This window comes from Microbacterium sp. GQ128 (genome assembly GCF_059758615.1).
This window is the reverse complement of the sequence record NZ_JCAXDY010000003.1, coordinates 392637-419614: the sequence shown is the minus strand read 5'-3', so window position 1 is coordinate 419614 and position 26978 is coordinate 392637. Positions and strand designations below refer to the sequence as shown.

Annotated in this window: 22 protein-coding genes; 14 read left to right on the top strand and 8 right to left on the bottom strand. The window is 64.2% G+C overall.

The window, feature by feature from the left end; all coding sequences use genetic code 11:
• The first annotated feature begins 6 nt into the window (after window positions 1-6).
• Window positions 7-720, top strand: coding sequence for a DCL family protein (locus AC6CHX_RS12105; RefSeq protein WP_498273022.1), 714 nt, complete (start codon window positions 7-9; stop codon window positions 718-720).
• A gap of 21 nt (window positions 721-741) precedes the next feature.
• Window positions 742-1959: a hypothetical protein gene (locus AC6CHX_RS12100; RefSeq protein ID WP_498273021.1), complete on the top strand. Its 1218-nt coding sequence runs from the start codon at window positions 742-744 to the stop codon at window positions 1957-1959.
• 3 nt (window positions 1960-1962) lie between these two features.
• Here the strand turns inward: AC6CHX_RS12100 and AC6CHX_RS12095 are convergent, their stop codons facing one another.
• From AC6CHX_RS12095 to AC6CHX_RS12080, 4 genes are all read right to left on the bottom strand, one after another.
• Entirely contained in the window at window positions 1963-3369 is a 1407-nt protein-coding gene (locus AC6CHX_RS12095; protein WP_498273207.1) for a S8 family peptidase, read from the bottom strand.
• A 950-nt stretch (window positions 3370-4319) separates the two neighbouring features.
• Window positions 4320-5273 carry an AAA family ATPase gene (locus AC6CHX_RS12090; RefSeq protein WP_498273020.1) on the bottom strand — a complete coding sequence of 318 codons (954 nt, stop codon included), beginning with the start codon at window positions 5271-5273 and terminating at the stop codon, window positions 4320-4322.
• Window positions 5274-5505: 232 nt separating this feature from the next.
• Window positions 5506-5844 carry a CU044_2847 family protein gene (locus AC6CHX_RS12085; protein WP_498273019.1) on the bottom strand — a complete coding sequence of 113 codons (339 nt, stop codon included), beginning with the start codon at window positions 5842-5844 and terminating at the stop codon, window positions 5506-5508.
• A gap of 793 nt (window positions 5845-6637) precedes the next feature.
• Entirely contained in the window at window positions 6638-7840 is a 1203-nt protein-coding gene (locus AC6CHX_RS12080; protein ID WP_498273018.1) for an ATP-binding protein, read from the bottom strand.
• 493 nt (window positions 7841-8333) lie between these two features.
• Between AC6CHX_RS12080 and AC6CHX_RS12075 the strand changes: the two genes are divergently transcribed.
• Genes AC6CHX_RS12075 through AC6CHX_RS12065 form a run of 3 tightly spaced genes read left to right on the top strand, consistent with a single transcriptional unit; the run spans window position 8334 to window position 9735 of the window.
• Window positions 8334-9146 (top strand): metallophosphoesterase family protein, encoded by an 813-nt coding sequence (locus tag AC6CHX_RS12075; protein ID WP_498273017.1) that lies wholly within the window; start codon window positions 8334-8336, stop codon window positions 9144-9146.
• Window positions 9143-9358 (top strand): antitoxin VbhA family protein, encoded by a 216-nt coding sequence (locus tag AC6CHX_RS12070; RefSeq protein WP_498273016.1) that lies wholly within the window; start codon window positions 9143-9145, stop codon window positions 9356-9358. Before AC6CHX_RS12075 ends, AC6CHX_RS12070 begins: the two co-directional genes overlap by 4 nt.
• A 59-nt stretch (window positions 9359-9417) precedes the next feature.
• Window positions 9418-9735: a hypothetical protein gene (locus tag AC6CHX_RS12065; protein WP_498273015.1), complete on the top strand. Its 318-nt coding sequence runs from the start codon at window positions 9418-9420 to the stop codon at window positions 9733-9735.
• 209 nt (window positions 9736-9944) lie between these two features.
• On the opposite strand, the gene AC6CHX_RS12060 is transcribed toward AC6CHX_RS12065, so the two are convergent.
• The gene (locus tag AC6CHX_RS12060; RefSeq protein ID WP_498273014.1) at window positions 9945-10349 is read right to left on the bottom strand and encodes a hypothetical protein; all 405 of its coding nucleotides are present in this window, start codon (window positions 10347-10349) and stop codon (window positions 9945-9947) included.
• 1377 nt (window positions 10350-11726) lie between these two features.
• Here AC6CHX_RS12060 and AC6CHX_RS12055 point away from each other — a divergent pair.
• The 7 genes from AC6CHX_RS12055 to AC6CHX_RS12025 all read left to right on the top strand — a co-directional run bounded on the left by AC6CHX_RS12055 (window position 11727) and on the right by AC6CHX_RS12025 (window position 16807).
• Window positions 11727-13151: a hypothetical protein gene (locus AC6CHX_RS12055; protein ID WP_498273013.1), complete on the top strand. Its 1425-nt coding sequence runs from the start codon at window positions 11727-11729 to the stop codon at window positions 13149-13151.
• 45 nt (window positions 13152-13196) lie between these two features.
• Window positions 13197-13826, top strand: coding sequence for an alternate-type signal peptide domain-containing protein (locus tag AC6CHX_RS12050; RefSeq protein WP_498273012.1), 630 nt, complete (start codon window positions 13197-13199; stop codon window positions 13824-13826).
• A gap of 194 nt (window positions 13827-14020) precedes the next feature.
• Window positions 14021-14539 (top strand): signal peptidase I, encoded by a 519-nt coding sequence (locus AC6CHX_RS12045; RefSeq protein WP_498273011.1) that lies wholly within the window; start codon window positions 14021-14023, stop codon window positions 14537-14539.
• A complete protein-coding gene (locus AC6CHX_RS12040) occupies window positions 14536-15129 on the top strand; it encodes a hypothetical protein (RefSeq protein ID WP_498273010.1) in 594 nt (197 codons plus the stop codon). Before AC6CHX_RS12045 ends, AC6CHX_RS12040 begins: the two co-directional genes overlap by 4 nt.
• Window positions 15126-15842 (top strand): hypothetical protein, encoded by a 717-nt coding sequence (locus tag AC6CHX_RS12035; protein WP_498273009.1) that lies wholly within the window; start codon window positions 15126-15128, stop codon window positions 15840-15842. The genes AC6CHX_RS12040 and AC6CHX_RS12035 overlap by 4 nt, the downstream gene beginning before the upstream one ends.
• Complete coding sequence (locus tag AC6CHX_RS12030; protein WP_498273008.1) at window positions 15839-16525, top strand: hypothetical protein; 687 nt, start codon at window positions 15839-15841, stop codon at window positions 16523-16525. The genes AC6CHX_RS12035 and AC6CHX_RS12030 overlap by 4 nt, the downstream gene beginning before the upstream one ends.
• 102 nt (window positions 16526-16627) lie before the next feature.
• Window positions 16628-16807 carry a hypothetical protein gene (locus AC6CHX_RS12025; protein ID WP_498273007.1) on the top strand — a complete coding sequence of 60 codons (180 nt, stop codon included), beginning with the start codon at window positions 16628-16630 and terminating at the stop codon, window positions 16805-16807.
• Window positions 16808-18684: 1877 nt separating this feature from the next.
• Here the strand turns inward: AC6CHX_RS12025 and AC6CHX_RS12020 are convergent.
• On the bottom strand, window positions 18685-19428 hold the full coding sequence (locus tag AC6CHX_RS12020; protein ID WP_498273006.1) for a response regulator transcription factor: 744 nt from the start codon (window positions 19426-19428) through the stop codon (window positions 18685-18687).
• A gap of 81 nt (window positions 19429-19509) precedes the next feature.
• Here AC6CHX_RS12020 and AC6CHX_RS12015 point away from each other — a divergent pair, with 81 nt between their 5' ends.
• On the top strand, window positions 19510-22551 hold the full coding sequence (locus tag AC6CHX_RS12015; protein ID WP_498273005.1) for a CLIPPER-2 domain-containing protein: 3042 nt from the start codon (window positions 19510-19512) through the stop codon (window positions 22549-22551).
• Window positions 22552-23799: 1248 nt separating this feature from the next.
• On the top strand, window positions 23800-25011 hold the full coding sequence (locus tag AC6CHX_RS12010) for an SGNH/GDSL hydrolase family protein (protein ID WP_498273004.1): 1212 nt from the start codon (window positions 23800-23802) through the stop codon (window positions 25009-25011).
• Window positions 25012-25637: 626 nt separating this feature from the next.
• Here the strand turns inward: AC6CHX_RS12010 and AC6CHX_RS12005 are convergent.
• Both AC6CHX_RS12005 and AC6CHX_RS12000 read right to left on the bottom strand, forming a co-directional pair.
• Window positions 25638-26099 carry a cupin domain-containing protein gene (locus AC6CHX_RS12005; protein WP_498273003.1) on the bottom strand — a complete coding sequence of 154 codons (462 nt, stop codon included), beginning with the start codon at window positions 26097-26099 and terminating at the stop codon, window positions 25638-25640.
• Complete coding sequence (locus tag AC6CHX_RS12000) at window positions 26092-26322, bottom strand: hypothetical protein (protein ID WP_498273002.1); 231 nt, start codon at window positions 26320-26322, stop codon at window positions 26092-26094. Before AC6CHX_RS12000 ends, AC6CHX_RS12005 begins: the two co-directional genes overlap by 8 nt.
• Between the last annotated feature and the right edge of the window lie 656 nt (window positions 26323-26978).

Below are 26978 nucleotides of genomic sequence, written 5' to 3'. Positions count from 1 at the left end.
AGAATCATGGCCAAGCCTGTGCAGTTGGACTCGTTCGCCTGGCCGACGCAGTCCGCCGCGTTGGATGCGTTCCGTGCCATCCTCCGTACCTCCGGGTATGCCGTCGGCGACCGAGTCACCGACCCCGTGCACGATCTGATGCTTCGCGAGGTGCTCGAGCGCCACCCCGATGTCGATGAGAAGGTAGGTGCGGGTGTCGACTATTTCTTCATTGGCCGCACTCAGGATGCGTCCGGGGCGTTCGTCGGAAGGGACGCCATCGGCATCTGGATCCACCGTGTCGACGGGACCACCATCGACTTCAGCTACCAGACTGCGGCGAAGGGGCGCTCGGTCCGCAGCGACGCGAAAGAGGCGATGCGGATCGCCCTCCGCGACACGCGCCTCGCTTACCGGGACGCCCGGTACGCGTCCGGGACACCTGTGACGAGCGATATCTCCGGTGCAGTCATCGCCGACAAGGAGGACGCGCACGTCGTCTACCTCGCTCCCGAATGGGGACAGCTGACCTACCAGTTCGCGCAATCGGAAGGCGGGTGGGCGGCCGTCAAGGTCACCGCCGGAGGAGGGACGTCCGCGCAGGTGGGAGGGGCGTTCGCCGACCCAGCTATGGAAGCACGGTGGGTCGCGTTCCATGCCCGCCACGCGACGATGGCACTGGCGACCGCGTCCGAGAACGCTCGTCGCCCGCGCGCGGACGAGACGAGCTGGGTTCCCTAGCCCGCGATGAAGAGCTCCTCAATGAAGTCAGCATGGCCGACAGTCTTCCTGGACCAATGGGTATGGATTCGGTTTGCGGCCGCCGCGAAGGGCCGTCCTCGCGACCCGGACGACGTTCGCGCGTACGAGGCGGTACGTCGGGCCCGGGACGCGGGTGTGGTGTTCCCGTTGTCCGCGACACGGTACGAGGAGACGGGTCGTATCCGCGACCCGCAGCAGCGCCAGGACCTCGCCGACGTGGTTGCACCACTCAGCGAACTTCGCGCGTTGCGTGAGCAGTCCGATCTGATCGCCCAGCAGGTCCTCACTGCGCTGCACGAAACTCTCGCGCGCCCCACGTTCCGCCCCTCCCCGATCCAAACGTTGGGGGTGGGCGCACATTGGGCGTTCACGGGCCGGAACGCGTTCTTCAAGCCCGTCGCGCCGGGCGACCGTGTCGTGGAGGACGTGGACGGTGCGTGGCTTCGACAGCTTGCTCAGTTTTCCGAGTACATGCTGTTCGCCGGTCCCAGCGATGCGGCGCTGCCGGGGCTGGTGAAGTACGGGTACGTGGATCCGCGCGACCTGGAAGCGTCACCCACCAGCCGGTTGGAGCGGGAGCGGGCTCTCGCCGCACAGCTGGACGTCGCCCCGCAAGCATCGGCAACGCTGCTCCGTTTCCTCCAAGTGCGTGAATTGTGGAGTGACCATCGTGCAATCTTGGCGCGGTTGGCTGCCGACTACCGGCTGTCTTTCGCCACGATCCTCCCGACCCCGGACGTGAAGGCGCCGTTCACCGACACGGTCGCCGATTTCATCGCCCGCGTGCCTACTCCCCTGCTCGCTGCCCAGATGAAGCACGACATCTTCCGCCAGCGCCGGGAGTGGACGTGGAACATGCTCCGCGACATCGAGGCGATGACCGTGGCAATCCCGTACTGCGACGTCGTGATGATGGACAAAGACGCCGTTCACCTCGCCGGTAAGGTGCGTGCCCCCGAACGGTATGACACGAGAATGATCACTCAGATGGGCGAGCTGGTTGATGTGCTCCCCGACCTGGAAGCCCGTGTCTCCGCAGACGCGGGTGAGCCCCCAGGATGGAGCATGCTCGGCCCGTACGAGCCGTTCCACACGACGCCGCCGCGGGCACTACGCGCCGATGAAGTGCCCGCCGGGGCGGAGATGCGGCTCGTGCTCGATGACGGGCAGGTCCTGCGGCGTCCCGTCGTCCCCGGCACGGGGACGACGGGACGCTAGGGCCTACTGCACTTCGGTGTCGATGTCGACGTCGACGTCGACGGACGCTGTCACAGGCACGACGACGGGAAGCGGCGTGAGAACATCGAATTCGTTGAGCACCAAGTCATACAGGGCCTTCCCGGCGCGGGAACGCATGGTGACCACGAGGGTGAACTCGATGTCCTCCGTGTCACGAGTGATGCGCCCACCTTCGCGGCTGAGGTGGTTGATGTCGATTTGCGGGTGATCCATCGACGACGCCCGAAGCCGGTCCGTGGAGTGCCAGATCGTTTCCCACTTCCCGAGTTCGCGCAGATCACCCTCGAACCGTCGCGTCGTCTTCGGCGACCGCGACTGGGCGGCGGACGGCAACGTCCATCCTTCCGCCATCCGCGCGGCGATGTCGGTGCCGTCGGTGCGGACGTTCACCACGTGGGAGCGGGATGTGCCGTCATCGGTCTCGAATCCCATGGTGCGCTTATCCTTGTGAGGTCGGAACCTGGCCTCGAGTCCCGCGTTGGTGTACTCGCCTGCCTCGGTCGCGTCCGTCGCGGTGGAGTACGCGACCGTCCAGCTGAGGTCAATGTCCCCTCCGGGAAAGGCCGCCGGGAACGGGAGTGGGAATGCCCGAACTTCGGTGCGGCCAAGGATCCCGTGGTACAGGATAGTTGCCTCATGCGGGTCGCAGGACAGCAGGGTTGCGGCGTCTCCGGCCAGGCGTCCGTGGCCGGCACGGGTCTGGTCGTGGTCCTCTCCGAGTTCGGCGAGATGTACGGCCAATGCGCGCAGCGTGGGGGCGTCCGCTCTACCACCGAGTTCACGGCTCAGCCGCGCCATCAGGTTTGTCACCAGCGGCGTCGAGTAGCTCGTCCCGTGATCGTCGTGGACGATGGAACCGTCAGGGCGGATTCGCCCGAACGGCTGCGCGGGCGTACCCCCGTAGCTGACGACGGCGGGTTGAATCCGATTGCCTGATCGGCCCGGTCCGCTGGCGGAGTAGTATGTTGCGGCCCAGATCGGGGACGAGTCCGGCGCATCGCACGCGCCGACGGTGAGCCCGTTCACCATGTCGCCGGGGACCTGCACCCGGTTGAGGTCTGGGCTGGTGCTGTTGCCGTTGTTCCCGGCCGCGGTCACGAACAGGATGCCCCGGTCGTAGGCGATCTTGTCCAGCACTGCCGTCCACCGGTGCGGTTCGTCGTCGTCGACGGGGACTTTCGGCCCGAGGCTGAGGTTCACGATCTTCGCGTCCGTCGTCTCGACGATGTCGCGGATCTGTGCGAGGATCCACGGATACTCGGCGGAATCCTGCGGGACGGGTGTTGGCATGACCTGGTAGTGGGCTACGTGCGCGGCCGGCTGCCCAAAGGAGCCGCGTGAGCCCACGTCGCCGTAGAGGACCGCCCCTGTGACGGCAGCACCGTGCATTGCGTACCCACCCACCAGCCCGCGGCCCGTGAGGTCGGTCGCCTCGACGAGGTTGCGGAACACGTCGCCGGTGTGGTCGACTCCACCGTCGAAGACCAGTACCTTCGGCAGGCCGGACACGTCGTGAGTCAGGGCGATCTCCCCTGCGGCGTCACTGCCAGCGCCGTCGGCGAACATTTCCATCGCCGGTGCGGGAGTGAGCGAGCGGAGCGGGTTGAACTCGGAGACCGCCTCCACGGCATCCGCAGGCAACTGCAGGGACAGGAACGTGAGCCCATCGACGACATCGGCGTCGCCTGCGACCGCCCCGCCGACGGACTCCACCAGCGAGGTGAACTTCTTCAGCGTCGCCGCGGACGCGCGGACACGTCGCTCCACCGTCGATTCGTCCGGGTCTGGATGGAGTACGGCCTCGAAGGATTGAATACCCTCTGCGGCCGCCCCGCGCTCTTTCGCATGGGAGACCTTGATCTCATTGAACTGACGCAGCTCTTCCGCCGCTTTCGCGAGGCTCGGTTCACTCGCCCCGTGCAGCAGCTTCATCATGTCGGCGACCGCGCCGGCATCCGCGGACAGAAGATAGGACTTCGACACCGACGTCGATTGCCCGGTCACTTCGGTGATCTTTACCCCGTCGCGGACGACGCGTGAGCCGAGCGGGCGGAGCTTCAACTTCTTCACCAGCTGCTGAGGGAACCACGAGTTGGCGAGGTAGTTCGCCCACACTTCGGCCTCGATGACCACGCGTTCCGCGCGCAGCTCCGGGCTGATGTTCTCGATGTCGTTGATGACCTGCTGCAGCTGCGGCTGCAGGATCACACGCGCTTCATCCAGCGTCTTCGGATGGTATTTGTTGGGCCGGCGCGGCGGGCGGTCTGTCGAAAAGGACAGTTCCTCTCCGTTGACGAGCACTCTCCGGTCGTTTCGCTGTTCAGGCATAATTCCCCCTGTTATCGTCGGCGCAGGTCGTTGCCGATGGTTACGTGGCTGACGCCCAACCAGTCCGCGGTCCTGCGCTGTGTCCACCCCATTGTGTGGGCCGCATGCGCGAGCCCTGCACGCACATCCGCAGATTGAGTGGCCCGGCGGCGAGCTTCCGCAGTGATGGCTGTGAGGAGATCGTCGGAGGCCGCACTCGTGCGACCTTCCAACACGATGCGCCGCGAGGCCGTTTTCACCCACACGTCGAGTGTCGACAGCGTCTCCCCCTCGAACGACAGCGCCATCGCTTCCCGCGTCGAGGCTGCCACCTCCAGCCGATCCAACACCTCGTGGGTGTCCAGGAACCGCCTTCGCTCTTCCGGTCCGGGCACACCGAACGCGATCTCCGCGTCGAAACGGCGGAAGATCGCACTGTCGAGAAGCTCTGGGTGGTTGGTTGCCGCGATGAGAAGCCGGCCCGCAGGCCACGCATCCAGCTGTTGCAGGACGACGTTGACGACCCGCTTCATCTCCCCCAGGTCCTGCTGGTCCCCGCGAGATTTCGCGATGGCGTCGAACTCGTCCAGAAACAACACGGCGCCGGCTTCATGGGCGGAGTCGACCAGCTCCTGGAAGTTGCTCCCGGTCTTACCCATCAGGCTGGAGATCAGCGTGGCGAAGTTGACGGTCATCAGTGGGACCTTCAGGCGCGCGGCAACGTGCGCGGCGGTGACAGTCTTCCCGACACCGGGAGGGCCGATGAACAGCACCGTCCGCGAAGGGGTGAGACCGAACCCGCTCAGCTCCGCCGCGGACGCATGCTCGGAGATGAGGAGCTCGACCTGTGCGGACAGTTCCGGAGCCAGGACAACATCCGGGGCGTGCTCGATGATCCGTGCCCATGCGCCCTCGATGGTGGGAGCAGGGGCAGCGCCGCGAAGCGGTGACGCGGTGGCCGGACCGGGGAGCGCGAGCGCCGCCATGAGCGCTTCCTTAAACAAAACCGTGTGATGCACTCCGGCGGGCAGGCGACGTGACGCACGACGCGCGAGGACTCGTGCCCCGTCACTGTCGCCAGTGATTCCTGCGCGTGCGAGATCGACGTACGCCTGTTCGAGAGGGGAAAGTTCGGATGCTGGCACGCCTCAGTTTACCATGCGCATCTCAAGCAAGACAACACTTCGTGGGCACCCTGGTAAGTGAAACTTGATTTGTTTACTCTTCCTTACCAGAGCTGGTATCTCGCCAGAGGGCGCGGACCGTGAACGTCGCTTCGCTGGTGGCCTTCGTCACCAGCGGGATGCTCGCTTCCCCGCCCAGAGACACCCCAAAGGTGAGTTCAAGCTCGTCGGGTGACGCGGCCGTGATGCTGGCTTTCACGGAGGTCATCACGTCATCGCACAGTTTGGCGATGGCTTTTCCAACCTCGCGGACGTTGTCCGCGGTCGTGGACGCGAAACCGTCTCCGCCGCGCAACGGCGATTCGGCGGGCTGAGCAACCTCGATGGTGAACAGTGAACGACCTTCGTCATCCGTGATGATGTGCTGCGACATAGCTGCTCCCTTCCTGACACCGACAGTACCGCCACGCGGCGACAGTCCCCCATACTCACTGCGGGTCGCACGTCGCCCACCCGACCGTTGACTTCGCTGCGTGGATTGTCGGCACAGTTGCGCGCCTGCGAAGGACGTCGACGCATCAGGTCCGATCAGAAGGGCAGGTTGGCGGCACAGGTCCTGGCGAGTGATGACTATTGGCCAGATGCGAATAGCCCGCACGTTCATTGCCCTGCTTGACGGGTCGCCGCAGGGATGTCGGGCAGGAGGTTGCCCAAGTTTCTGGTGATGATGGCGACAACGGCGCTGCTCGCTGCCTTGGCGGTTCTGGGTCGCCATTTTCACGTTTCGGGTGAAACCCGCGTACTTCTGTTCGTCAGTATCTGCCTATCCGCGGTCTGGTGCTTGACGTACTGGGCAGCGCCACTGGTAGGTGCCACAACTCTCCTGGCCGTTGAGCTCATCCCCTGGCCCCTCGCCCTAACCGTCGTGGCATCGGCCTGCTCGTTGGTCCACGGGGCGCGACGCGTAGTCGGCCCGCACCGTGTCGAGGACAGCCCGCACGCGTGAGTAGAACGTGTCAGAGCGGGAGGGAACTAACACCATTCGCCCGCGTGATGAGGATGTCCTCGCCGCCCACTGGCGTGGCCACGTCCACCGTATCTTGAACGGCCGCTGCGTACTTCTGGCCGCTGGTCGCAAGTGTTGGCGTCTGCAAACACGTTCCGTGGCAGCCCTCGTCGTCGAGTTGACGTGCCGTGTGCCATTAACTGTCCTCTGAGGCACGAGGTCAGTCGGAGAGAGCGGCCTTTCGTCGCTGTAGATACTCGGCGAACTTGGGCGCGGTGTAGGCGTACTGCCCCTTCTGGATTCGGTAGAGAACACCCTGGTCTGTCAGGCGCCCCATGAGCACGTTGATGTTGCCGTCGCTCTTCGCACTCTTCCCTCGGATGTCCGCGGTTTTCAAGGGCGGGTAGGGGCACGAGGCGCTGAGCATCAAGACGTCCTGCTCGCTGGGAGTGAGGGTCTCGATTCGTCCGACGTAGAACTCCTCATCGAGGCGCGCGTAGATTTGCTCCTCGATGACGTCGAGCATCTCGGTGGTGAACTGCCGGACGCCAGCGTCTGACGCCGCCTCCCAGAGCTCTGCGCCCCACAGCTGAATGAAGAAGGGGTAGCCTTCGACCTCCTCAAGCACCCGAGCAATGAGGTCGTCAGTCGCATCAATTCCGGTGCCGTCTAGTGGGACGACGAAAGCGTCTCGAGCAGCGCCGGGGTTTCCTTCCAGTTCGCCGATGTTCTCGGCTTTGAACATCCTCTCCGAGTAGGTTCGCGCGCGTTGCAGGTTTGCGCGCAACGTCGGCAGACCACACATCACGAGGGCAATGGGGAGGCCAGACTCTTGCAGTGCATTGACCGCTGCCACGAGCATCGAGAGCGGATGTTCGCCGTCGCGGTCCTTGTCGTCACGAATTACTTGCGCCTCGTCGAGGAGGATCGCGAAGCCCTCATGGCCTGTACTGACCGCTGCCTTCACAATACCGAACAGCGCTTCGGCGAGCTCGGTCTCCTTGGGGCTCCCGCCTGCGAGGCTGAAGGTCACGTCCTCCATCGTCACATTGAGCATCCCGCGCGTAGCGACCCACGCATCAGAGACGTGACCTTTCATTGTGCGGAGCGCCGAGAGTCGACGCTCCGCCGCCTTGCTCAGTGCGACCAGCAACTCGGTGAGTTCCTGCTCAGTGTTGTGCCTGGGCTCGAGCTGGCGACGCACAACAGCCCAGTTCTCAGAGCGGGCGATTGCTTCGAGCTCTTTGAGAAGCACCGACTTGCCCACTCCTCGCAAGCCGGTGAGCCTGAGGTTAGCGGGGATCTCGGGGGCTCCCGCAAGAATCTTCTTGAACCGCGCCATCTGCGGGTCGCGGCCAGCGAGGTGCAAGGGCGCGGTGGCGGCACCTGGTCGGTAGGGGTTCTTCTTCGGCATTTCAGTCATAACAGGAATTCTTTAGGTTTTAAGTAACCTAACAGCAAAACTGTAATGTCTCAACGTCCGAGTTCGTAACGCGATCCTGATTCGAATGCACTTCTCGGCGTCCGTGCTCCCGCGTGCGCCCGGCCCTCTAGCCATCGGGCCTGCCCGCGCAAGTGAGGTGATTGGATTGGCTCATACGCGGGCGGAGACAGGAGTTCCCTCACTGAACGCCTGGAAGCTCGGAAGCGCCCAATGACCCCGTCAAGCACCGGCAACCGCGCCCGCGCCGGTGCCGGCGCCGGCGCCGGCCAGTCCGACCAGACCCAAGTTTCTGGGAACCCCGCTACGCGCGCGCCGTCTGACCTCACATCCAGCGTGTCCTCAGCAACGGCATCCCCGCCGTTCGCTTCGAGCACGAGGGGCGGCGACGGCGCGCCTTAGCGCACGCACGACCCTGGACCGACGGCACAGTATCTTGTACCATCGGCATTGATCCACGATCTGGAGGCCGGGTATGAGAGCGCTCGAACACTCGACGAGCATCGCGCTGCCGGACCAGCGGGTTGCGGTGTGTGGCGACTGGCACGGGAACGTCGGCTGGGCGCGGATGATCGCTCGAGTACTGCCGCGCCTCGCGCCCGACGTCTCGACGTTCCTTCACCTGGGTGACTGGTGGATGCCACCGGCAGAGACCGACGAGGTGTTCGCTGACACCGGCATTGAACGCATCTACGTCACCTTAGGTAACCATGAACCTTGGGACCAGATCACACCTCTTCTTGAGAAGTACCCCGGGGCGGCAGTCCGAATCTCTGAGATCATCTGGCTTCTCCCCCGCCCAGCGCGCCTCACCATCGGCGGCCGAAGCGTCCTCTCCCTCGGGGGCGCCGCGTCTGTTGACCGACAGTCAAGAATAGAGGGGCTGAGCTGGTGGCCGGATGAAGCCATCACTGACGAACAGGTCGCGGCCGCCATCGCCGGCGGCCCCGCAGACCTGATGCTCACCCACGAGCCCCCCGCGGGCACTCCTGTCCGTCCAGTCCGGGAGATCCTGCGCACGAACCCACAGGGCTTCCCGAAGAGAGCGCTCGAAGCGTCCGCGGCGTCTCGAGCACGAGTCAGCGAAGTCTGGGACGCCGTACGCCCTGAGCTGCTCGCTCACGGGCACCTGCATGCGCCGGGTGGCGGCAAGACCGAGGACGGTCGCCGGGTCGCGAGTCTCGGGCGAGAAGGTCAGGAGGCGAACCTCGCGATCCTCGACATGACGTCGTTGAGGATGGCGACACCGAGCCTCGCCATCATCCGAGGGATGGCGGAGCCCCCATGAACAACGTTCCCGTGCGCTCGAGAGAGGATCGGCTCAACGGAGTCCTTAAGGCGTTCCACTCGTGCCAGCTCGACGGACTGCCCGCTACCCCCGCTGCAATCCGCGACGCCTGGGACTACGTCGAGGGACGCCGCACCCTCGACGAGCTCATCGAAGACGTTGCTCGCCGCCGCACTCGTCGCCCCACGGGCGACATGGAGGACGCGTTATGACCGGCGATGAGCGGAATCCGTGGGCCGCGATAGTCGGGCCTTGCTACACGGTGGAGAGCATGGCATGCACGCTCGGCTGGACCGAGGCCGAGGTCATGGACGCAGGCGACGACCTTCGGCTGCTCAGGCTGCGCACCAGCGACGACGTCTGCCTCTTCCCCGCATTCCAACTTCTCAACGGGCAGGTCGTTGACGGACTGCAACAGGTGCTCCGCATCCTGCAGACAGGCGTCAATAGCTCATGGACGTGGGCACAGTGGTTGAACGTCGAGATGCCCGACGCAGACCCGCCCCGCAACATTCAGTACCTCTATGACGGGCGCCTCACTGACGTGATCCGCGACGCCGAGCACGTCGCGTGGTCGTGGCAGTCCTAAGATCGCGGGCCCGGCATCGGCATTTCCTCCCCCAGGTCTCGGACACCGGCTCGGAACCACTCTCCTGCTGGCACCAGGTGTCGTCGCCGAGAGGTACATGGGCTTGGAGACGGACACCGCCCGGTGGAGTTTCGCAGGCGGCAGTGTCCACTTAATTGGAGTCGATCCCTTGAGGATGCCTCCGCACACGATCTGGTGGCGCGGGTAGTTCAGCTATGCCCACGCGGCGGAGTGAGGGACCTGCGGTAGTCACGGATCAGTCGAATCTCGTCCACGCCCGACTGCATGGCTTGCTCAGCCTGCCGCGGTTCACCCCAAGTCTGGACCGTGACCCAAAGAGTCAAGGCGCCCGTTGCCGCGCTGATGATCGCGATGATGTCGTCGTCCAGTGTGTCCAGCCACCACAGGGCACCCCCGATCAGAATGCCGCCAATCACGAAACCGACTAGGAGCGACCGATATCGACCGCCACGGATCGCCCGGAGGTTGCCTTGCAAGCGCACGTTCTCTGCTGCGAGCATGGCGTCGCTGGCCTCTACGTAGGGGACGTAGTCGCGCCCTTCCGCGACATAAATGTCCCCGTTGTGGCCCCGGCCTGTATTGATGTCTCTCATGGGTGCGCTCCTTGTCATCGTTGTTCCCCGCGCATAGGGGGATTTTCAGCAGATCGGACTACTTTTATGAACCACGTCTTCAACGCCGCTGTCCTGGCATCTCGCACAACAGCTGAGCAGCACGCTCGGTTTTCTGAACTCGCTCGGACGGAGTCTGCACTCGCGTCCGACCTGGGGATCAGCCGACACAGGTTGCGGCTGATGCGCTTCGCGGGTTGCGCGCCGCGGGCAACGCGTTTCGACGGCACGGTGTACTACTCGTTCGAGGAGATCAGTATCTGGTTGCGTCCGTATAAGTAGTCGAGTGGAGACCTCGACGCGCCGGGTGCGCGGTCCGAGGTCAAAACCGCGCTCCCGTTCAGCACCGATGCACCGCGGATCGGCTACGATCCCGTCGCGTATGGGAAACCATGGGCTCATGGTGTCAGAGGACAGCTCTACCTCTTGACGTGAGGAGCTGTATGCCGTGGTGCGTGAGAGCAGTTCAGTGCTCTCGGCTCGTTCCTTCCAGACAGCCTCGAACGCACCGAGTTCGCGTTCGACGAGCGCTTTCGCGAGCGTGCAGACTAGCGGTCATAGGCGTCCAGGTATGACAGTTGCGTGTCTCGCTGCGACGCTCCTCGGTCTGCTACGCCCCGACTCAACGAATGCTTAGCGCCGCGTCACGACCACTGCACGAAGAGGCCGATGCACGCCACGGCGTCGACGCCTCACTGCAATCCATGCGAAGCCGCGACCGTGTCCTGAGGATCCTGCTCTTGTGGAGTTCAGAGGGTAGCTGGGATTCGACCGTCCGCTATGGCAGAGGCATTCTCTCCTCGATCAGCTGGCCGTATGAGCCGCTCGTGCAAGTGGCCATGTCCTCCAGACGTTCCGTCACCCACTCCTTCCACTAGACAGCGAAACGATGCAGCCTGCGAAGTGGAGCGAGGAGCGCAGCCGGGACCTAGAGGCCTGACGTGTTTCAACCGCATGAGCGACTGAGTGCTGAGAGAGGCCACACATCGGCGTAACGGAGTGCCGCGAACTACGGAAAGCAACACAGACGAACACCCAAATCGAAGTTCAGCATGCCGAACATTCCCGGCCGGCCTCTTAGGGGTCACTCGATCGCGCGACTATTTTCATGCACCCAGTGCAGCGGATGAACCTCAAATGGTCCCGCAGCACCGCTCTCGATGTAGCGAGTGTGCATTCCGGGGACTGGCGCCGATCATGCGGCCCACAGATCCTCACTCGAATAGCCAAGTTGTGGGGAGAACAACCATGTCTGCAGTCCGCCGTATCGCACCTGTCGTAGCCTTCGCTGCGGCGGCGGTCGCGTTGGTTGCGACGCCGGCGGCCGGAGCTGATCGCCCGACTCCGGAGCGCTTCGACGTGCAGACCCGCACGGTTCAGCTCTCCGACGTCACCAGCGGGACACAGTACGCCGCATTCACGGTTCCGGATTGTGTGACGGAGATCGCGTACGTGATCGATGGTGCCGCCGGTGGTGCGAGCCGCAAGACGGGGACGCCTCAGCGAGCTGAGGGTGGTGTCGGGGCGGTGCGCTCCGGAACCCTTCGCGTCAATGCCGGCGAGCAACTTCGTCTTTACCCAGCACAGCAGGGTTATTCGGCGTTGACCGTAGCCGACACCGGAGATGCGGGCGGCGGAGGCGCCATCGGATTTCGCGCCGGTGGCGGCGGTACCGGCCAGGACGATGGCTGGGTCAACCGTCAAAACGCTGGGGCCGGCGGTGGTGCTAGCTCCGCCATCACACTCGGAGCCACACCGCTCGTCGTCGCCGCAGGTGGCGGTGGCGCGGGAGGCTCCTCGTGGAACTCTGTGACGAATACGGGCAAGGGTGGCGACGGCGACGCGCCCGGGTTCGCGGGCGTCAGCCACCCATCGAGCGGTGGTCTCCTCAATACCGTGGCTTCTGGCCTCGGTGGAAAGGCGACTGAACCGTTCGGAAACGGCGGTGGCGGCGGCGGCGGCGGCGCGGGTTACGTTGGCGGCGGTGGCGGTCAAGGAACAGGAATCGCCAGCCAGGGCGGTGGTGGCGGTGCCGGAGGCACTAGCTATGTTGACGCTTCCCGACTCGGTTCGAGCAGTATCACTGACTTCGGCCTCAGCGCCGCGGATCTGAACCCCCTGGGCGACGGAGCCGTGAAGATCGCCTGGTACGGATGCGCCAGCGTCCTCACGATCAACGGGACCGCCACGACCAGCACGGGAACGACTACACCCGCAGCTGGATGGACGCACTCGCTCACCACGACGGCGTCGCTTCGCCCAGGGAGCGAGCTAGCTCTCGACGCCGAAGGGCGCGCCGATGCGACCCTCGGCGGCTTCGCCAATGCCAGCGTCTCCATTCCCGTCACCGTGACCCAGGCCGCGCGGGAAGGCTGGGTCATGCGCGACTGGACCACCACCACGATGAAGGGTCCATTGGCTACTTGCATCGTGAATGGGGACTCTGCCTCGACGCTCCCGGTGACGAACGTGGACGCGCACTCCTTCCGCATCAGCGTCCCCGCGAACTCGTGGGTCGAGTGCACGTTCGACACTGTCGAAGCAGCACCGGACATGGATGTCGTCTCCGACAGTCATCACCTACTCACCGGAGCGCTGGACCCGACGTTGGTGACGTCGGGCGAGGACGTCGAATTCGGGTACACCGTGCGCAACACCGGCAACCTTCCCTTGAATCTCACCGCGACCGACCCCAAGACCCCGGACCTGGCGTGTGCGGAAACCGCACTATTGCCCGGCACCGTGACCCGCTGCGCCGGAACCGCCTCGATCACCCGTGATTGAGGAACCTGCCAGCACCCGCAATCCCACCCCGATGAAAGGAACGAAATGACTTCGACCAACCCCACCACCACACGCAACCGTCGCACCAAGGGCATCATCGCCATCGGCGCTGGAGCCGCGCTCCTGCTCGGCGGCTCCACGTTCGCGCTGTGGACCGCTCAGTCCAACATCGCCGCAGGCTCGGTCACCGCCGGTAACCTCGAGGTCGCCGTCGCAGACGGCGTCTGGAACGACGTTTCCGCCGAGCACGCGACCCCGCTCGCGATCCCGGCGCTCGCGGACTTCCGCATCATTCCGGGCGACGTCATCGAAGGCGAGTTCCCAGTGGATGTCGCCGCCCTCGGTGACAACTTCCTCGCGGACCTCACCGTCGGCTTCACCTCCCCGAGCGGCGAGCTCCTCGCCGACCTGGAAGGCGTCACCGTCACGTACTCGATCCTCGATGCAGACGGCAACGTCGTTGGCACCGGCGACACGGTCAGTGTCCTGTCTGCGGACAGCGTCGTTGTCTCGCCCGGCGCCATCGTCGTCGACAACCTCCTGGACGGATCCGCACCGGAGCTCACCGCCGTCGTCACCGCGACGTTCGACGTGAACACGCCCGACCAGGTCCGCACCGCCACCGAGGCTCTCCTCGGTGACCTGAACGTCACGGTCGCGCAGAAGCGCGCCTGACCCCAGCAAGGTGCCCGACGCTCCCCAGCGCCCGGGCATCGCACGGAGCCTCACCCCCTCAGGGCCCGTGCATCGTGTAGGTGCCCTCTCCCCAGGGCCCCGCACACCCGTGCAGCGTTCTCCTTCCCGAGACGCGCACACGGCGCCCGCCCCCTCCCCGGGGCGGGCGCCCTCACCCACCGAATCGGAGCATCATGAAAGCGAAGATCCTCGCGTTCACCAGCTGGACGCTGATCGCGCTGCTCGTGGCCGCGGCCCTCGTAGTCGCCGTGCCCCGACTTCTCGGCGGCACCACCCTCACCGTGCTGACAGGCTCCATGCAGCCAGCGATCAACCCAGGTGACGTCGTCGCCGTCATCCCGACCACGCCCGCCGATCTCTCCCCAGGCGACGTGGTTACCTTCCAGCCGAACTCCGGCGATCCGATGCTCATCACGCATCGCATCATCGCCGTGCAGGGCACCAGCACGGATCCCACATTCATCACTCGCGGAGACGCGAACAGCGCAGCCGACGACGAGATCTTCGCCGAACAGGTCCAGGGGCGCGTACTCTACGTCATCCCCTACATCGGCTGGGTGAACAACATCGTCGGTCCCGCCGCACCAATGGTCGTCATCGCCGCTGCGGTCGCGCTCATCATTGCGGGCGGCTACGCGGCGTTCGCTCCCACCCGTCTACGTCCGCGTCCCCTCGAGGAGGTCTCGCAATGAGAACACGAACACTCGGACTCACCGCCGCAGGGGTTGCCCTCGCCGTTGGGCTGTCAGCGGGCACGGTCGCCGCTTGGGTTGGCAGCGATGCCACCGAAGCCACACCGTTCACCTCCGGCGCCTTGACCCTGAGCCCTGACACCGTCATGGGCGTCACGGGACCGTTGTGGCTGGATACCTCTGTACCCGGCGCGCCCGTCATTATCGACCCGAACACCTTCCTCGCGTCCGCTGGCGATCAGATCCGCATGGGCCAATACTTTACCCTCGCCGCTGCGGGCGACAACCTCACCTACCGACTCAACGTCCGCTGGGACGCGGCACCCGCGATTCCCGACGGTGTCACGGCCACGTACACATTGACAGAGAATCCCGGTACCGCCTCACCCACCGTGCACGTTCTGCGAGCAGAGTTGGGTACCTCTGTCACGTTGCCGACCGCCGCCGAGGGCAACCGCAAGTTTCTCTTGGATATCGACCTCCACTACGACGGCTCCCGCCCCGACCGAACAGAGGCACAGGTGGCGCTCACTGACATCGGACAGGTCAGCATCTCTGCCGACCAGATCCGCGAAGGAGGCCAAAGATGACGCGCACACGCACCACTCACGTCCCGCTAAAGAATCGCCGCCGCACAGCGATTGCCACGTCGGCCTCCGCTCTCGGTGCAGCGCTCGTCGCTGTCGCTGTCACGGGTGCAACGTCTGCGCTATGGCGCACGGAACTTACTGCCCAAGCCGCACTCCCCGATGCCGCCGTGCTTTTCGCTGTGAACGGAGAGGAAGCAAATGCTTCCGATCCGACTATCGCCGTCACCTTCGGCACCGCCGAGACGCAGGCCCTACTCGACGAGGGACGCGTCGTCCTTCCCATCGAGGTCGAATCTCTCTCGCAAGGAAACCGTGGCCTCCGATACTCGATCACGCTCCCCACAACTCAGGAGACCGACATCCTGCACTGGGCAGACATGACGGTGTTCCCAGTCACCGACCAGGACCAGTGCACCGTCGACGCCGAAGCTCCCCTCCTGCCTCCCAGTACGGCAACCCCGGTGCCAGCAACGTACTCCGACGACACCACCCCTGTCACCGAATACTGGTGTTTCCAGGCCGAACTTGGACAGCTCCCTGACGTCGGCGTTTACACGTCAACCGCCACCATCACCGGCACACACGCCCTCGGCGACATCGTCGAGACCCAGCCCTGGAACATCGACGTCGCCACCGCATTCACCGCCGCGAACGAACCCACCCACCGCGTCGAATTCACCTACGAGACCTTCCGAGACGGAGCCGAACGATGACTCCCAGCATCCTCATCGCCTCTGCACTCGCCTCCGCACTCGCCCTCGCGGGTCCTGCGACGACGTCGTCCGATCCGGCCCCCGCTCCGGACGTCATCGTCATCGACGACCTCGGAATACGCGAGCTGCCCACACAGTGGTTCTCCGACGCCACGCTCGTCCCTGGTGACAGCGCGGACCGCACGGTCCTTCTCCAGAATTCCCGGTCGCACCCGACGACGGTATCCGTGGCTCTGACGAACATTCACCCGCCGAAGGATGCGTCGCTCCTCGCCGACTTGAACCTGCGATGGGGAACCGAAGCGGCCAGCGTCGCTGAGGTCACCACTACGCCACCTACCCTGGTCGACGCCGTCGTACTCGCCCCGGGTGAACGTCTACCCATCAGCATCGGCTACGACTACAGCACTGACGTCACGCGAATCCCTCTGGGCGCCCAAACACTGACCTTCACAATCAGCATCGAGGCGAGCGACCCTGGTGCCGGTGCGGGGCGCGCCCCTGACCGGGGCGCCGGAACTATCCCCGACCGTATCGGTAACCTGGCCACCACGGGAGCAGAACCTGGTAGTTGGTGGGTTTGGGCGGTCCTCGCCACCGTGGCCGGCTGGTGGCTGATCGCCACACGCCGCACGAAGCGCGAGCCGGACGAAGAACGAGTATCTTCCGGAGTTCTTTTCTAATCACACACGAACGCTCTGCTCGGTCTACCCGACTGACCATCGTCGGAAGCCATCGCCCGGCCGAGGCGCCTCGCAGTGCGTTCATTGGAGAATCATGTCCGCATGGAAGAAGAGCTCGACGTTCTCGGCCCAAGAAGCGACACAGACATTGCTGTCTCGCTGGAGCTCAACGGAATGCACGTTGACGTCACCGTTCGCGCGGTGGCGGATGATGCAGCTTCCGATCGGCTCCGAATGAATTGTGACGCTACTGCTTTACCCGCGATCCTGGAGTACAACTGAGGCATGGATCGTCGAGAGGGCGCGCGTCCCACGGCCTCGGAACAGGTCGCCGACTCCTCGCGTACATCGAGCGACGTCATCACACGTTATCGCGCGGGTGAAAGCCTGAGAGGGCTAGCCGCGTCGACAGGCATCTCTCGGCACCGCATACGACGGCTACTTGTTGACGCCGGCGAACCCATACGCCGACACGAGAAGGTAACACTTCCCAGCGACCCCTCTTGGTGGTTCGAACAGTTCGATAGCGGCCGGTCTGTCTCCGATATCGCCGCCCAAATGGCAACCAACATCATGAACGTGTATCGCCAGCTGAGAGCCCTTGGAGTACCCCCGCCAAGAACTCCTACGTTTGATACGTGGCTCCGCGCCAGAACACGGCATGACGGCTCATGCCTACGCTGGACGGCTAGCTCGACCAACGGGCTTCCTGTCGGGAGGTTTGAAGGTTCTCGTCGCTCGGTTCGACGAACCGTCTGGGAACACGTACGGGGCCCGGTGCCTAAGGGGTCATGGATCGTCCGCACCTCAGAGTGTCCTCACCTCGATTGCGTCGAGGTGTCGCACTTACGCGTTGTCATCCCGCATTCGAGGATTGCCGAGCGAGTCCAATCCCGGAGCTTCCGCTGGGGCGAGGAACACGGAAACGCGAGGCTCTGCGAAAATGACGCGAGGAGCATTCGCAGTAACCGATCCTCGTCCGCGGGCGAGCTCGCCGGTCGATATGGAGTGAGCAAGGCAACCATCCACGCGATCCGGGCCGGACGCCGCTGGGGGCATCTGGAGCCCCACATCTGAGCCTACCCACACCCCGGGGCACCCAACCCGACATCGCGGTCAAGCGCGGCACCGTCGGATCCCGATATCACGCCATCTTCGCAGTCCTGCCGCGGCAGACTCCACGCCAACGCCGGCAAGATTGACTCGGAGCGTGCCGTACGGTGCGGCGAGATCGCAAGGAGGCGCGACCGGCGAGCGTCTGTCGCTCGACCTCGCCGGTTCCCTCGGAGTCAGTGCGCCAACCGTGCACGACATTGCAACCGGCACTATCGCTCGAGCATCATTTGGCCAGCGAAGCTGCTAGGGCGCAGGCGGCTCGTGGGCGGGGACGACCAGCAGCTGTCCAGCCCGAGTGGTAAGCAGATAGTGGTGCTCTTTCGCTTCAAATCGCAGTACAAGCCGCAGCTGGGGTGGAGTTCGACGTGGAAGCTCTACCGCCGCGCCGTCGAGAGCTCCGCCGAAGACGGGAACCCGAGCGCGGCGGACGCGCCAGCGGGACTGTGCGTTGTCTACCTTCGGTCGGCTGAGACTCGACGTTGGAAACATGGCGATCTCCTCTTGCGGCGCGCTGAAAACTTGGCGAAGCGGACTATTGGGCGTAGCACCATATGATCATCCGCGACCGCTCGCTCGGTGCGTCTAGTTCGATGTCGCGAGGCTGGACCACGATATTGTGTGCTCTTTCACCCCACGCTGATGGCCAGATCGCCAGCGTTGGGTGGTAGTCACATTGAGGTATAGGCGCATCCGCAGCGTTGTTGCGGATCGGCGCCTACCCTGCGTTCGCGTGAGTTCGAAGCAGCCGAGGAGAGCCGCACTGTACGAAGGGCAGAACCGTCGTTCTGGCCTTCGCCAGCAAAGAAGAGGTCCTGTGCGCCCCTCGCCGTCTCCAGGTCAGCCCGGCGTCGCCCGCCGCGCCAGTACGGACAACCCTCATCGTTCCGCTAGTTTGGCCCGGCAATAACGCGAACCGCGCCAAACAACCGAGCCGCCAACCGCCCGATCACCATCGAGTGCAGGACCTAGCCGCGTGTCCAGCGCGTCCCGCGTCCACAACGGGGGTTTCAGCTTTGAGGCGGCTCAACGGAACTCATCCGTCGCTATCGGGAGTCACCGTCGCCGCTCCACTGATCGTGCAAATCCTCGCGTCGGTCCAGTCCGAGTTTTCGAAGAAGGCGGTATACGTGGTTCTCGACGGTGCGAATACTGAGGAAGAGCCGATCGGCGATCTCCCGATTCGTCATCCCAGAACGCGCGAGCATCGCGACTTCGTGTTCACGACCGGTGAGTACCGAACTGGATGACGCAGCCGTCACCCCGGTTGGCCTGGGCAGATTCGGCCCGCCGAGAGCGCTGAACGCCTCGACAGTCAGGGGTTTTGCGCCGGCGCTCAACCGGTGCTCATCAATCGCGTCCAATGCCATCCAGGCGAGATGGTTTCCTGGGGCGGCCTCGATATCCTTCAGTGCCGCAAGGATTCCATCCTCGCGGCCGTTGGCCACGGCTACGTGTAGATCGACCTGCGGTTTGAACACCGGGAGTGCGGCTTGCTCATAGATCTCTTGAAGTCGAGTTGCTTCGTCGACTGAATATCTCCTGCGCCGAGCAGTGAGGACCAGCAGCGCCGAGGCAAGATACTGCCCCTCGATGTCGCGCTGCGCTTGCTCAGACAACAATGATTCAGCCGCGTCTGGGTTCTTCTCGGCGTAGAGGATCGATGCCTTTGCGAGTGCACGCATTGACCCCAGCACGGGACGGTACGTGAGCGGGTAATTGTCCATCTCTCGCTCGAGCACCCGGGCGATCTCGAGATCGCCCGCTTCGGCACGGAGGGTCACTCCCATGGCGAGCGTGCGTTGGTAGTAAGCAATCCCGAATGGTCCGGGGGGTCCATCGCCACCGTTCGCGCGAACTCAGCTGGGGTGATGGATGCCGCGACGTGCGAGCCAATCTACCAGTCGGTAAACATATCCGATATGGCTGCGAACGGGTGGACGGTAGACCCTGCAGCCTGTGACAACGTGTTCCCGTATGAGATCTTCTTCGAGGAACCGGATCCGACACTGCCCGATCGCGCTCCACGTGCCACTGGTGAGGATTGGGTGCTTCCGGAATACCTCAACCCTTCTGTGACGGTCGAGTACCAACAGACCCAGCCCGTGATCAACTACGGCGGATCTTTCACCGTTGACCTGGAAGGGCAGCCCGGTAACGTCGAAGTGCGGATCGACACGGACGGCAATGGCGTCTACACGGATCCGGTGGACATCGTGCTGGACCGGACGGTAGCCGTCGGATCGCACCGATTTGAGTGGGATGGGCTCGACGGGGAAGGCAACGCAGTTCCGCTCACGAGGGCGATTAACGTCCACGCAGAACTCGCGGTCGCGGGAGAGATTCATTTTCTCGCCGGTGATGTTGAGGCGCGCATAGGCGGAATCGAAGTGGAAGCGCTCAATGGGCCGTCGGTGGGTACGTTTCCTTTGTGGTGGGATGACTCCCGCATGGGCGACGGGTGCATGAGCCCCACCTTGCAGCCGTGCGTGAGTCCCGTGCCTCCTCAGCTGGTGGGTGAACAAGTCGATTCCCAAGGCGGAGTGCACCCGTGGGGTTCGGCAGGCGTACTCAGTGGTGCCATCTGGGGAAACAACCGGTATATCGATGATTGGACTTTCACGGCCGGGGTGCTCAGTCCCATCCTCGCCCTTGCTCCGGGAGCGATCATCGACAAGACAGCACCGGCCTTGCTCGTGGAGCCGGGAACAATGACCACCCACTCCTGGACGGTGACCAACTCCGGAAATGTGGCATTGATCGACCAAGTTGTCACGGATGACGTGACCGAGGTGCTGGCTGTGGGAGGCATCGATCCTGCCAGCATCTCAGCAACGACCGGGGCGGTGAGATATGACGCAGCCCGTGCCGAGATTGTGCTCGTGACGACGTTGCAGCCCGGAGAATCATCGACAGTCTCCTACGAGGTGGCTATCGACGAGGATGCGGTGCCGTGGTCGACATTCACGGACACCGTCGAGGTCGATGGCTGGGATGCCACGGCTGCGCTAACGCAAGGTGTGATGGTCGCGAGCATCGACCTTCAGAAGTCAGCAGATACTTCACAGCTCGGTGATCCACCGCAGATCGGCGATCTCGTCACTTACACCTTCACTGTCACCAACGACACCCGGGTGGAATTGCACGGTGTTGCGATCACGGATCCTCTTATGGGACTCAGTGATATCGCGATCGAGTGGCCAGGTGACCCGGGAGTTCTCGACGTCGGACAATCAGCGGAAGGCACAGCGACCGTTCGCGTCGCTGCCGCGCACCTGGATGCTGGCGCGCTCTCCAACACCGCGCAGGTGTCGGCGCTCACACCTATCGACACGACCGTGACCGACAGCGCTTCCGCAACCGTTCTCTTGACGCAGGCGCCTACACTCACCTTTACCAAGACAGCTGACGCCTCCGATGTGTCTAGCCCTGCCGCCGCAGGCGATCAGGTGGCGTACTCGTTCGTTGTTGAGAACACGGGAAATGTCACGCTCAGCGACGTAGTGATCGTCGATCCGCTGCCCGGGCTTGGGCAAGTGAACATGCAATGGCCGGGAATGCCGGGGGTCCTAGCAGCCGGCGAATCAGCAACCGGAACAGCAACGCTGTCCTTGACTACCGCTGAGATCGATGCCGGTTCTGTCACAAACACCGCCACAGCTCAGGGCGCGGGTCCGTTCGGACCCGTCAGTTCGGACCCGCAGTCGACAACGGTCTCCCTCCAGCAGGAAGGAGCAATGACTCTGACAAAGACTGCCGACCTGGGGACGCTGCCCCCGTTGCCTATGGCTGGTGACGAGCTCATGTACCGGTTCATCGTCACGAACACGGGGAATGTCACGTTGAGTGATGTCTCCGTGCTTGACGCTCTCCCTGGGCTGGACAGTATCATCATCGACTGGCCTGGAGACGTGGGAATCCTTGCTCCCGGCGAGGTCGCAGAAGGCGTTGCGACGCTGCCTCTCACTCAGGGCCATCTGAACGCCGGGCAAGTGACCAACACCGCTTATGCCGAGGGGACCGCCCCCGACAATGCCGTCATCGCGTCCGATGATGCGACGGCGACCACGCCGCTCCCCCAGTTTGCCGCGTTGCGCCTAGAGAAAAGTCCTGACCTGTCTCAGCTCGCAGATCCCGTGCGCCCTGGAGACCTTCTTGGATACGAGTTCCTCGTCGAGAACACCGGGAATGTCAGCATCACCGACGTCGTGATCAGCGATGAACTCCCCGGACTCGGCCCGATCACTATCAGCTGGCCCGGCCTCCCCGGCGTCCTCGGACCGGGTCAGCAAGCTACCGGTGTGGCGCAGATTTCGATCAGCGAAACCATGATCCTGAACGGCCAACTTCGCAACGAAGCAGTCGCTACCGCAACCAGCATCACTGGTGAGACCGTGCCACCCGGGCGAGCGGAGGCGACCGTTCTTCTCGAAGCAATCGCCGATCTACAGATCACGAAAACGGCCGACTCCTCCGGAGTGAGTGTCCCCGCACTGGTCGGAGAGCCCATCCGCTACACGGTGACCGTGACAAACGCGGGAAACGTCGCCCTCAGTAGTGTGAGCATCACGGACCGGCTGCCTGGGCTGAGTAACCTGGTCTACCGGTGGCCGGGGCAGCCGGGAGTGCTGGCGCCAGGACAGAGCGCTACTGCTACTGCCACGCTCACGCTCGACGCCATGCACATCGCGGAAGGCCGGGTCACCAATGCTGCCTTCGCGATCAGTGAACGAGACGATGGCCTGATCGTCCGTTCCGCGACCTCGAGCGCGACCGTCGTCCTCGACCGCGGCCTCGCAGCAACGGGCGCTGACCTTGCAGGTGCCGCCTCGCTGACGGCCTTCGCGTCCACTGCGCTCATTCTTGGCTTGGTGCTTCGACGACGCGTCCATCCCAGTCCGCTGCAGGCCTAGCAATGCACGTTCGATCGGGGTCAACGCCTACAGCGCGATCGCTCATGACACGCTTCCCTGACGTCGCTACTACTTCACTGACTGCGGCGCACGCTTCGATTCACATCGGCAGGCGGTCCCGCCCCACCCACCGTGAGCCACATCTTCGGCCGTGGCCTCCACTGGCCCAGTTCCTGCACGCGTAGTGCGAGAGCGAGTTCGTCGCCCTACTGACGCGAGCCAGACAGGACAGGGAGACCCTCCCGCGCCGTCAGCGCCCGTCGCCCTTCATTCGACACTCATGTACGCTCACGCAGTCTGTGGGCCGCAGCTTGCGGGCACTAACACCGGCCGTGATGAATCCGAATGGAAGCGTCGACACTGAACTGGTGTCAGGACCCCACGTAACGGGCAAGGCGCGTCTTGTCACCCGCTGCCCCGACTTCGAAGTTCAGTTCACCTCGATGACGAGGTCGCGGGGCTCGCCTCGTGGGGCGGTGACAGCGGAGGAGATTTTCACGAGTGCACTCGTGCCGATCGGCACCGGTGCTCAGGCCGCCTCAGCGTCGTCTCCAGACAGTGAATGATTCGGACGCCGTCATTCAGCAGTTCGAGGATGACGTGTCAAAGGGTGCAGCGCTCACGGATGCCGAGCACGCCACGACCGAGAATCCGGATGCAGTGGCGCGCGCCCGAAAGTTGGAGGCCCCGCTCAAGGGGGAGCGAGTTCTAGCTCTGGTTACCGGGCTCCTCGCGGGTCGGTCTTCGACATCGTTTCGCAGTTCAGTCAGGCGTCCTCAGCGACGGGCTTGTCGGACGTGCCACGTACGGCGCCCCAGTCCCCCACGGAAGGACCGGGCGCATCGTGCCGATCCGCCGTGTTAACACTCGGGTGATCGTCATATCTGGCATGAAACGGCGCTACGGTACGTGAGGCTTTCGAGATTGCCACCAGACGGTCGGCGATTGCGGAAGGGTGCGCGCGTGGGTGCAACAAAGGTTCCATACCGTCGAACGACATTGAGTCTTCGCTGGACGATGATTGTCAGTATCCTGACGGCTTCCGGTGTGGCAGCGGCCATTCCAAGGCGACGAACGCGAACCCGAACTCGAGCACGTGTCGCCACGCTGGCTGCTCTTACTCTGGCCGTCCCACTCGCTCTCGTCGCGCCGGCTCAGGCTGCTCCCTCCTCCGACTCGACGGTGAGGATTAGCGGCCCGTGGGTGACGAACAACGGTCGCGGCGCCTCGCTCTTCGAGGCGGTCGGCGTGCCGACGGCCGGCGCCCCGATCGCCGGTACCACGGGTGCTTCGGTCGAGGCGGTGGTCGGCAGCGCCGCGACCTGGTCGTTCCCCGCGATGGGCTCGGCGGGGCCAGTAAAGTATGGCACCGGCACGCTGGCGCTCTGCCTAACCGGTGTTTCCGGTGCGGTCCATGCCGAGGCGTGTGCGGAGGGGCGAGCCGACCAGCAGTACGCCTGGAGCTACCTCGACCGGCACGACACATCCAAGGGACACGGCATCGGGCCAGCGAGCGACACCTCACGCATCCTCGGCTTCGACGACTCAGGCACGGGCACGCTGACCGCGGAGGAACGCAACCCTGGCTACTGGATGCTGTGGATCTGGGTCAGTCGCGCCCACGACGACGTCACGGTCATGGATCTGCTCACCCCGGTGAAACCGGTCCACTACGTTGCGATGGGAGACTCGTACGCATCCGGGTTGGGCACGCGCGCACCCTGGGCCTACGACAACCTCTGCTTCCAGAGCCCCGAGTCCTACTCCGCTCTGCTCGCCGCGGCAGAGAAAGCCGCCTCATACAAATCGGTCGCGTGCGCACAGGCAGTCGTGAACAACATCGACGCCGCCTCCCAGAGCTTTCTTGGTTTCTTCGACATACAATCCGGACCGCAGCTGAACGCTCTCACACCCGAGACCAACCTCGTCACCGTCTCGGCCGGTGGCAACGACCTCAACTTCGCGCAGATCCTGATCGATTGTGCGTTCAACGAGTTCTTTGACGTCCCCTCGGGCGTCTGCGTACAGGCGATCGAGGCTTCGGAGACGCAGGCGAGGAGTCCCGAATTCCACCAGAGGATGGTACAGGCGTACAGCGCGATCAAGAGCCGCGTTGCCCCCGACGCCCGCATCCTCGTCATCGGCTACCCGCACCTGTTCACCCCCGCGAAAACCCGCCTCGTAAGCGACAGCTCCCGCGCCAGGATGAACGTGGCCGTCGACGTCGCCAACGAGGAAATGCGAGTCGCCGCGACGGAGGCAGGCGTCACGTTCGTTGACGTCCGCCCCAGCTTCGAGGGTCACGGCGCGATCCGCGGCGGCAGCCCGCGCGCCTGGATCAACGACATCGACCCAACACAGCTCATCAACATCCTCCATCCGAACGCCGCTGGCCACGTACACGGATACCTGCCGGCGATCGAATCGGCGTTGCAGCCCGCAGCCCCGCCGAGGCCCTAACCCGGCGCGGCACGGCGAACCGAGGCTCGGTGCCCAACAGCTACAGACAGCCTGCGCATCTCAAGTACTGCAATTCCTGCGCCGGGTAACCGAACGCTGAGCGCGAACGTCAACTCGTGAACATTGCCTCCCGAGAGCACAACCCGCGCTTGCGGTCGGCGCCGTCGATTCTCGGAAGAAACCCGCGCCTTGCTACTGCAGGGCATGCGCGCCCTCCACTGAGCCCCACGACTCACTCGTCGCAAGTTCAGGCACTTGGCCGAAGATTCCGGTGGTGATCACTGCACGCCGCCGGAATATGACACTCGGCGCGGCCAGGACTGGGCGCCTGCACGGGCCGCACCGATACATCGGCACTGCCTTGTCCAAGTTCGTGCTGAGGGCGATCAGCGGCCGGGGACATAGTGACGAGGCCCGTACAGGCCGCGTGTCCTCGAACCTGCTGCACAACCCGCGCTCGCACTTCCGGCTCAGCGGCGACGCCGGATCGTCGCTCGGTGAGCGCGCACCGGCCGCGACCGCATAGGCCTACTGGCTGCGACGAATCCCTTGGAATCCCCTTCGATCCCAAAGCGGACGTTCCACTTACCCGCGTGCAACACTCTTCACCCCAACCCGATGGTCCCCTACGAGGCAGATCCCCTCGAAACATTGGGAGCGTCCCACGGCATCGCACGCGAGGCGTCACGCACACTATCGCGCGGAACATGAGGAAGAAGGTCTCCGCTCCCCCGGATGCAAAGCCACAAAAGCTCATCCGTACTGGTCGGCAGCGCTCGCCAGGTGCGCCACACCCCCTGTCCAACTCGCACCACGATCCCCGAGCGAACAACAACGACCTGGTCGTTGAGAGCGAGCTCACCAAGCCCGCCGAGAAAGACATACAGTTCCTCCGCCTGCGAGTGGGTATGCCAATGACCTGCCTCCTCGCCGGGAGCGAGAGCGTTGACCGTCATCCCGACATACTGCATCAGCAATTCGTGGTCAATCACGCGTCGCCCCTCTCGCGATTCGGCGACGCTGAATCCCCCGAAGTGCTCCCGCCACACCTCAGGCTCCCCGATCTCAAGGACCTCGTAGTCACTCATGTGCAGCACCGAGTTTCGCTTCGCGAGACGACACCGGGGCGAGGAGCGTGTTGAATAGCGCCCGCATCGCGCGTCCCTCGCGACTGGCAGGCATTGTGTCGCCCCGTCCGCGGCGATGCGGATACTCGTCGAACGCCGCCGCCTTCTCGGCGTTCGCCTGCGCGGTCAACGACCGCAGTGGTGGCTCTTCGCGGGCGGCCAGCCATTCGAATGGATTCGTCATACGGTGACACCTTCAGAGTGCGCGGCACTCGGCGGAGCGTCGCGGGCGAGAGCGAAACCGTAACAAGGCCACGACAGCGTCACGTGGCGGCCGCGCGGCAGTACGGTGATGGCCACAGCGAATTGCGTGCGGTTTGGTGCTGCGATAAGTGCCAACCGTCGCTCGCTATCCCGCAATTACTGCCTGGCGGCGATGGAGCGCATCACCGCTCACGTCCATCAACCTCCACTGGCCAGAATCTGACTCACGACAGGAATGGCCGAAACGCGACTCCGGCCACCCCCTGCGCACCGCTAGAGCGGACTGTGCCGCCCCTCGGAGTGCGGACGGCTGGTGTCAGCGCTGCTGGGGTCCGTTCGTGAGACCTGAAGGCCACGGATTGACCGGAGCCCGGCAGTCACACACCGCCAGCCACGAATTCGGATGACTACGAATCGCGTCCGCGCGATACCCCCCGGGGGGGGGGAGTCAACAGCCGTGTCAACGCGAGCTACTTCACGGTATACAACGGTCCGTGTACCGGACCATATCCAGCGCCCAATACGGTGCTCGCGACGCACGTCACCGTTTAAGCACACCGCGCACCGTTCGTTTGCAGGTACCGCCTTTAGGGCGCAGAAACGCTACGCCGGGCGCACATTGACTCCCATATGACG

Bases quoted from the DNA above. Each gene is read 5' to 3' on its own strand.
- AC6CHX_RS12105 (WP_498273022.1), top strand. From the start codon at position 7: ATGGCCAAGCCTGTGCAGTTGGACTCGTTCGCCTGGCCGACGCAGTCC.
- AC6CHX_RS12100 (WP_498273021.1), top strand. From the start codon at position 742: ATGAAGTCAGCATGGCCGACAGTCTTCCTGGACCAATGGGTATGGATT.
- AC6CHX_RS12095 (WP_498273207.1), bottom strand. From the start codon at position 3,369: ATGCACGGTGCTGCCGTCACAGGGGCGGTCCTCTACGGCGACGTGGGC.
- AC6CHX_RS12090 (WP_498273020.1), bottom strand. From the start codon at position 5,273: ATGGCGGCGCTCGCGCTCCCCGGTCCGGCCACCGCGTCACCGCTTCGC.
- AC6CHX_RS12085 (WP_498273019.1), bottom strand. From the start codon at position 5,844: ATGTCGCAGCACATCATCACGGATGACGAAGGTCGTTCACTGTTCACC.
- AC6CHX_RS12080 (WP_498273018.1), bottom strand. From the start codon at position 7,840: ATGACTGAAATGCCGAAGAAGAACCCCTACCGACCAGGTGCCGCCACC.
- AC6CHX_RS12075 (WP_498273017.1), top strand. From the start codon at position 8,334: ATGAGAGCGCTCGAACACTCGACGAGCATCGCGCTGCCGGACCAGCGG.
- AC6CHX_RS12070 (WP_498273016.1), top strand. From the start codon at position 9,143: ATGAACAACGTTCCCGTGCGCTCGAGAGAGGATCGGCTCAACGGAGTC.
- AC6CHX_RS12065 (WP_498273015.1), top strand. From the start codon at position 9,418: ATGGCATGCACGCTCGGCTGGACCGAGGCCGAGGTCATGGACGCAGGC.
- AC6CHX_RS12060 (WP_498273014.1), bottom strand. From the start codon at position 10,349: ATGAGAGACATCAATACAGGCCGGGGCCACAACGGGGACATTTATGTC.
- AC6CHX_RS12050 (WP_498273012.1), top strand. From the start codon at position 13,197: ATGACTTCGACCAACCCCACCACCACACGCAACCGTCGCACCAAGGGC.
- AC6CHX_RS12045 (WP_498273011.1), top strand. From the start codon at position 14,021: ATGAAAGCGAAGATCCTCGCGTTCACCAGCTGGACGCTGATCGCGCTG.
- AC6CHX_RS12040 (WP_498273010.1), top strand. From the start codon at position 14,536: ATGAGAACACGAACACTCGGACTCACCGCCGCAGGGGTTGCCCTCGCC.
- AC6CHX_RS12035 (WP_498273009.1), top strand. From the start codon at position 15,126: ATGACGCGCACACGCACCACTCACGTCCCGCTAAAGAATCGCCGCCGC.
- AC6CHX_RS12030 (WP_498273008.1), top strand. From the start codon at position 15,839: ATGACTCCCAGCATCCTCATCGCCTCTGCACTCGCCTCCGCACTCGCC.
- AC6CHX_RS12025 (WP_498273007.1), top strand. From the start codon at position 16,628: ATGGAAGAAGAGCTCGACGTTCTCGGCCCAAGAAGCGACACAGACATT.
- AC6CHX_RS12020 (WP_498273006.1), bottom strand. From the start codon at position 19,428: ATGGGAGTGACCCTCCGTGCCGAAGCGGGCGATCTCGAGATCGCCCGG.
- AC6CHX_RS12015 (WP_498273005.1), top strand. From the start codon at position 19,510: ATGGATGCCGCGACGTGCGAGCCAATCTACCAGTCGGTAAACATATCC.
- AC6CHX_RS12005 (WP_498273003.1), bottom strand. From the start codon at position 26,099: ATGAGTGACTACGAGGTCCTTGAGATCGGGGAGCCTGAGGTGTGGCGG.
- AC6CHX_RS12000 (WP_498273002.1), bottom strand. From the start codon at position 26,322: ATGACGAATCCATTCGAATGGCTGGCCGCCCGCGAAGAGCCACCACTG.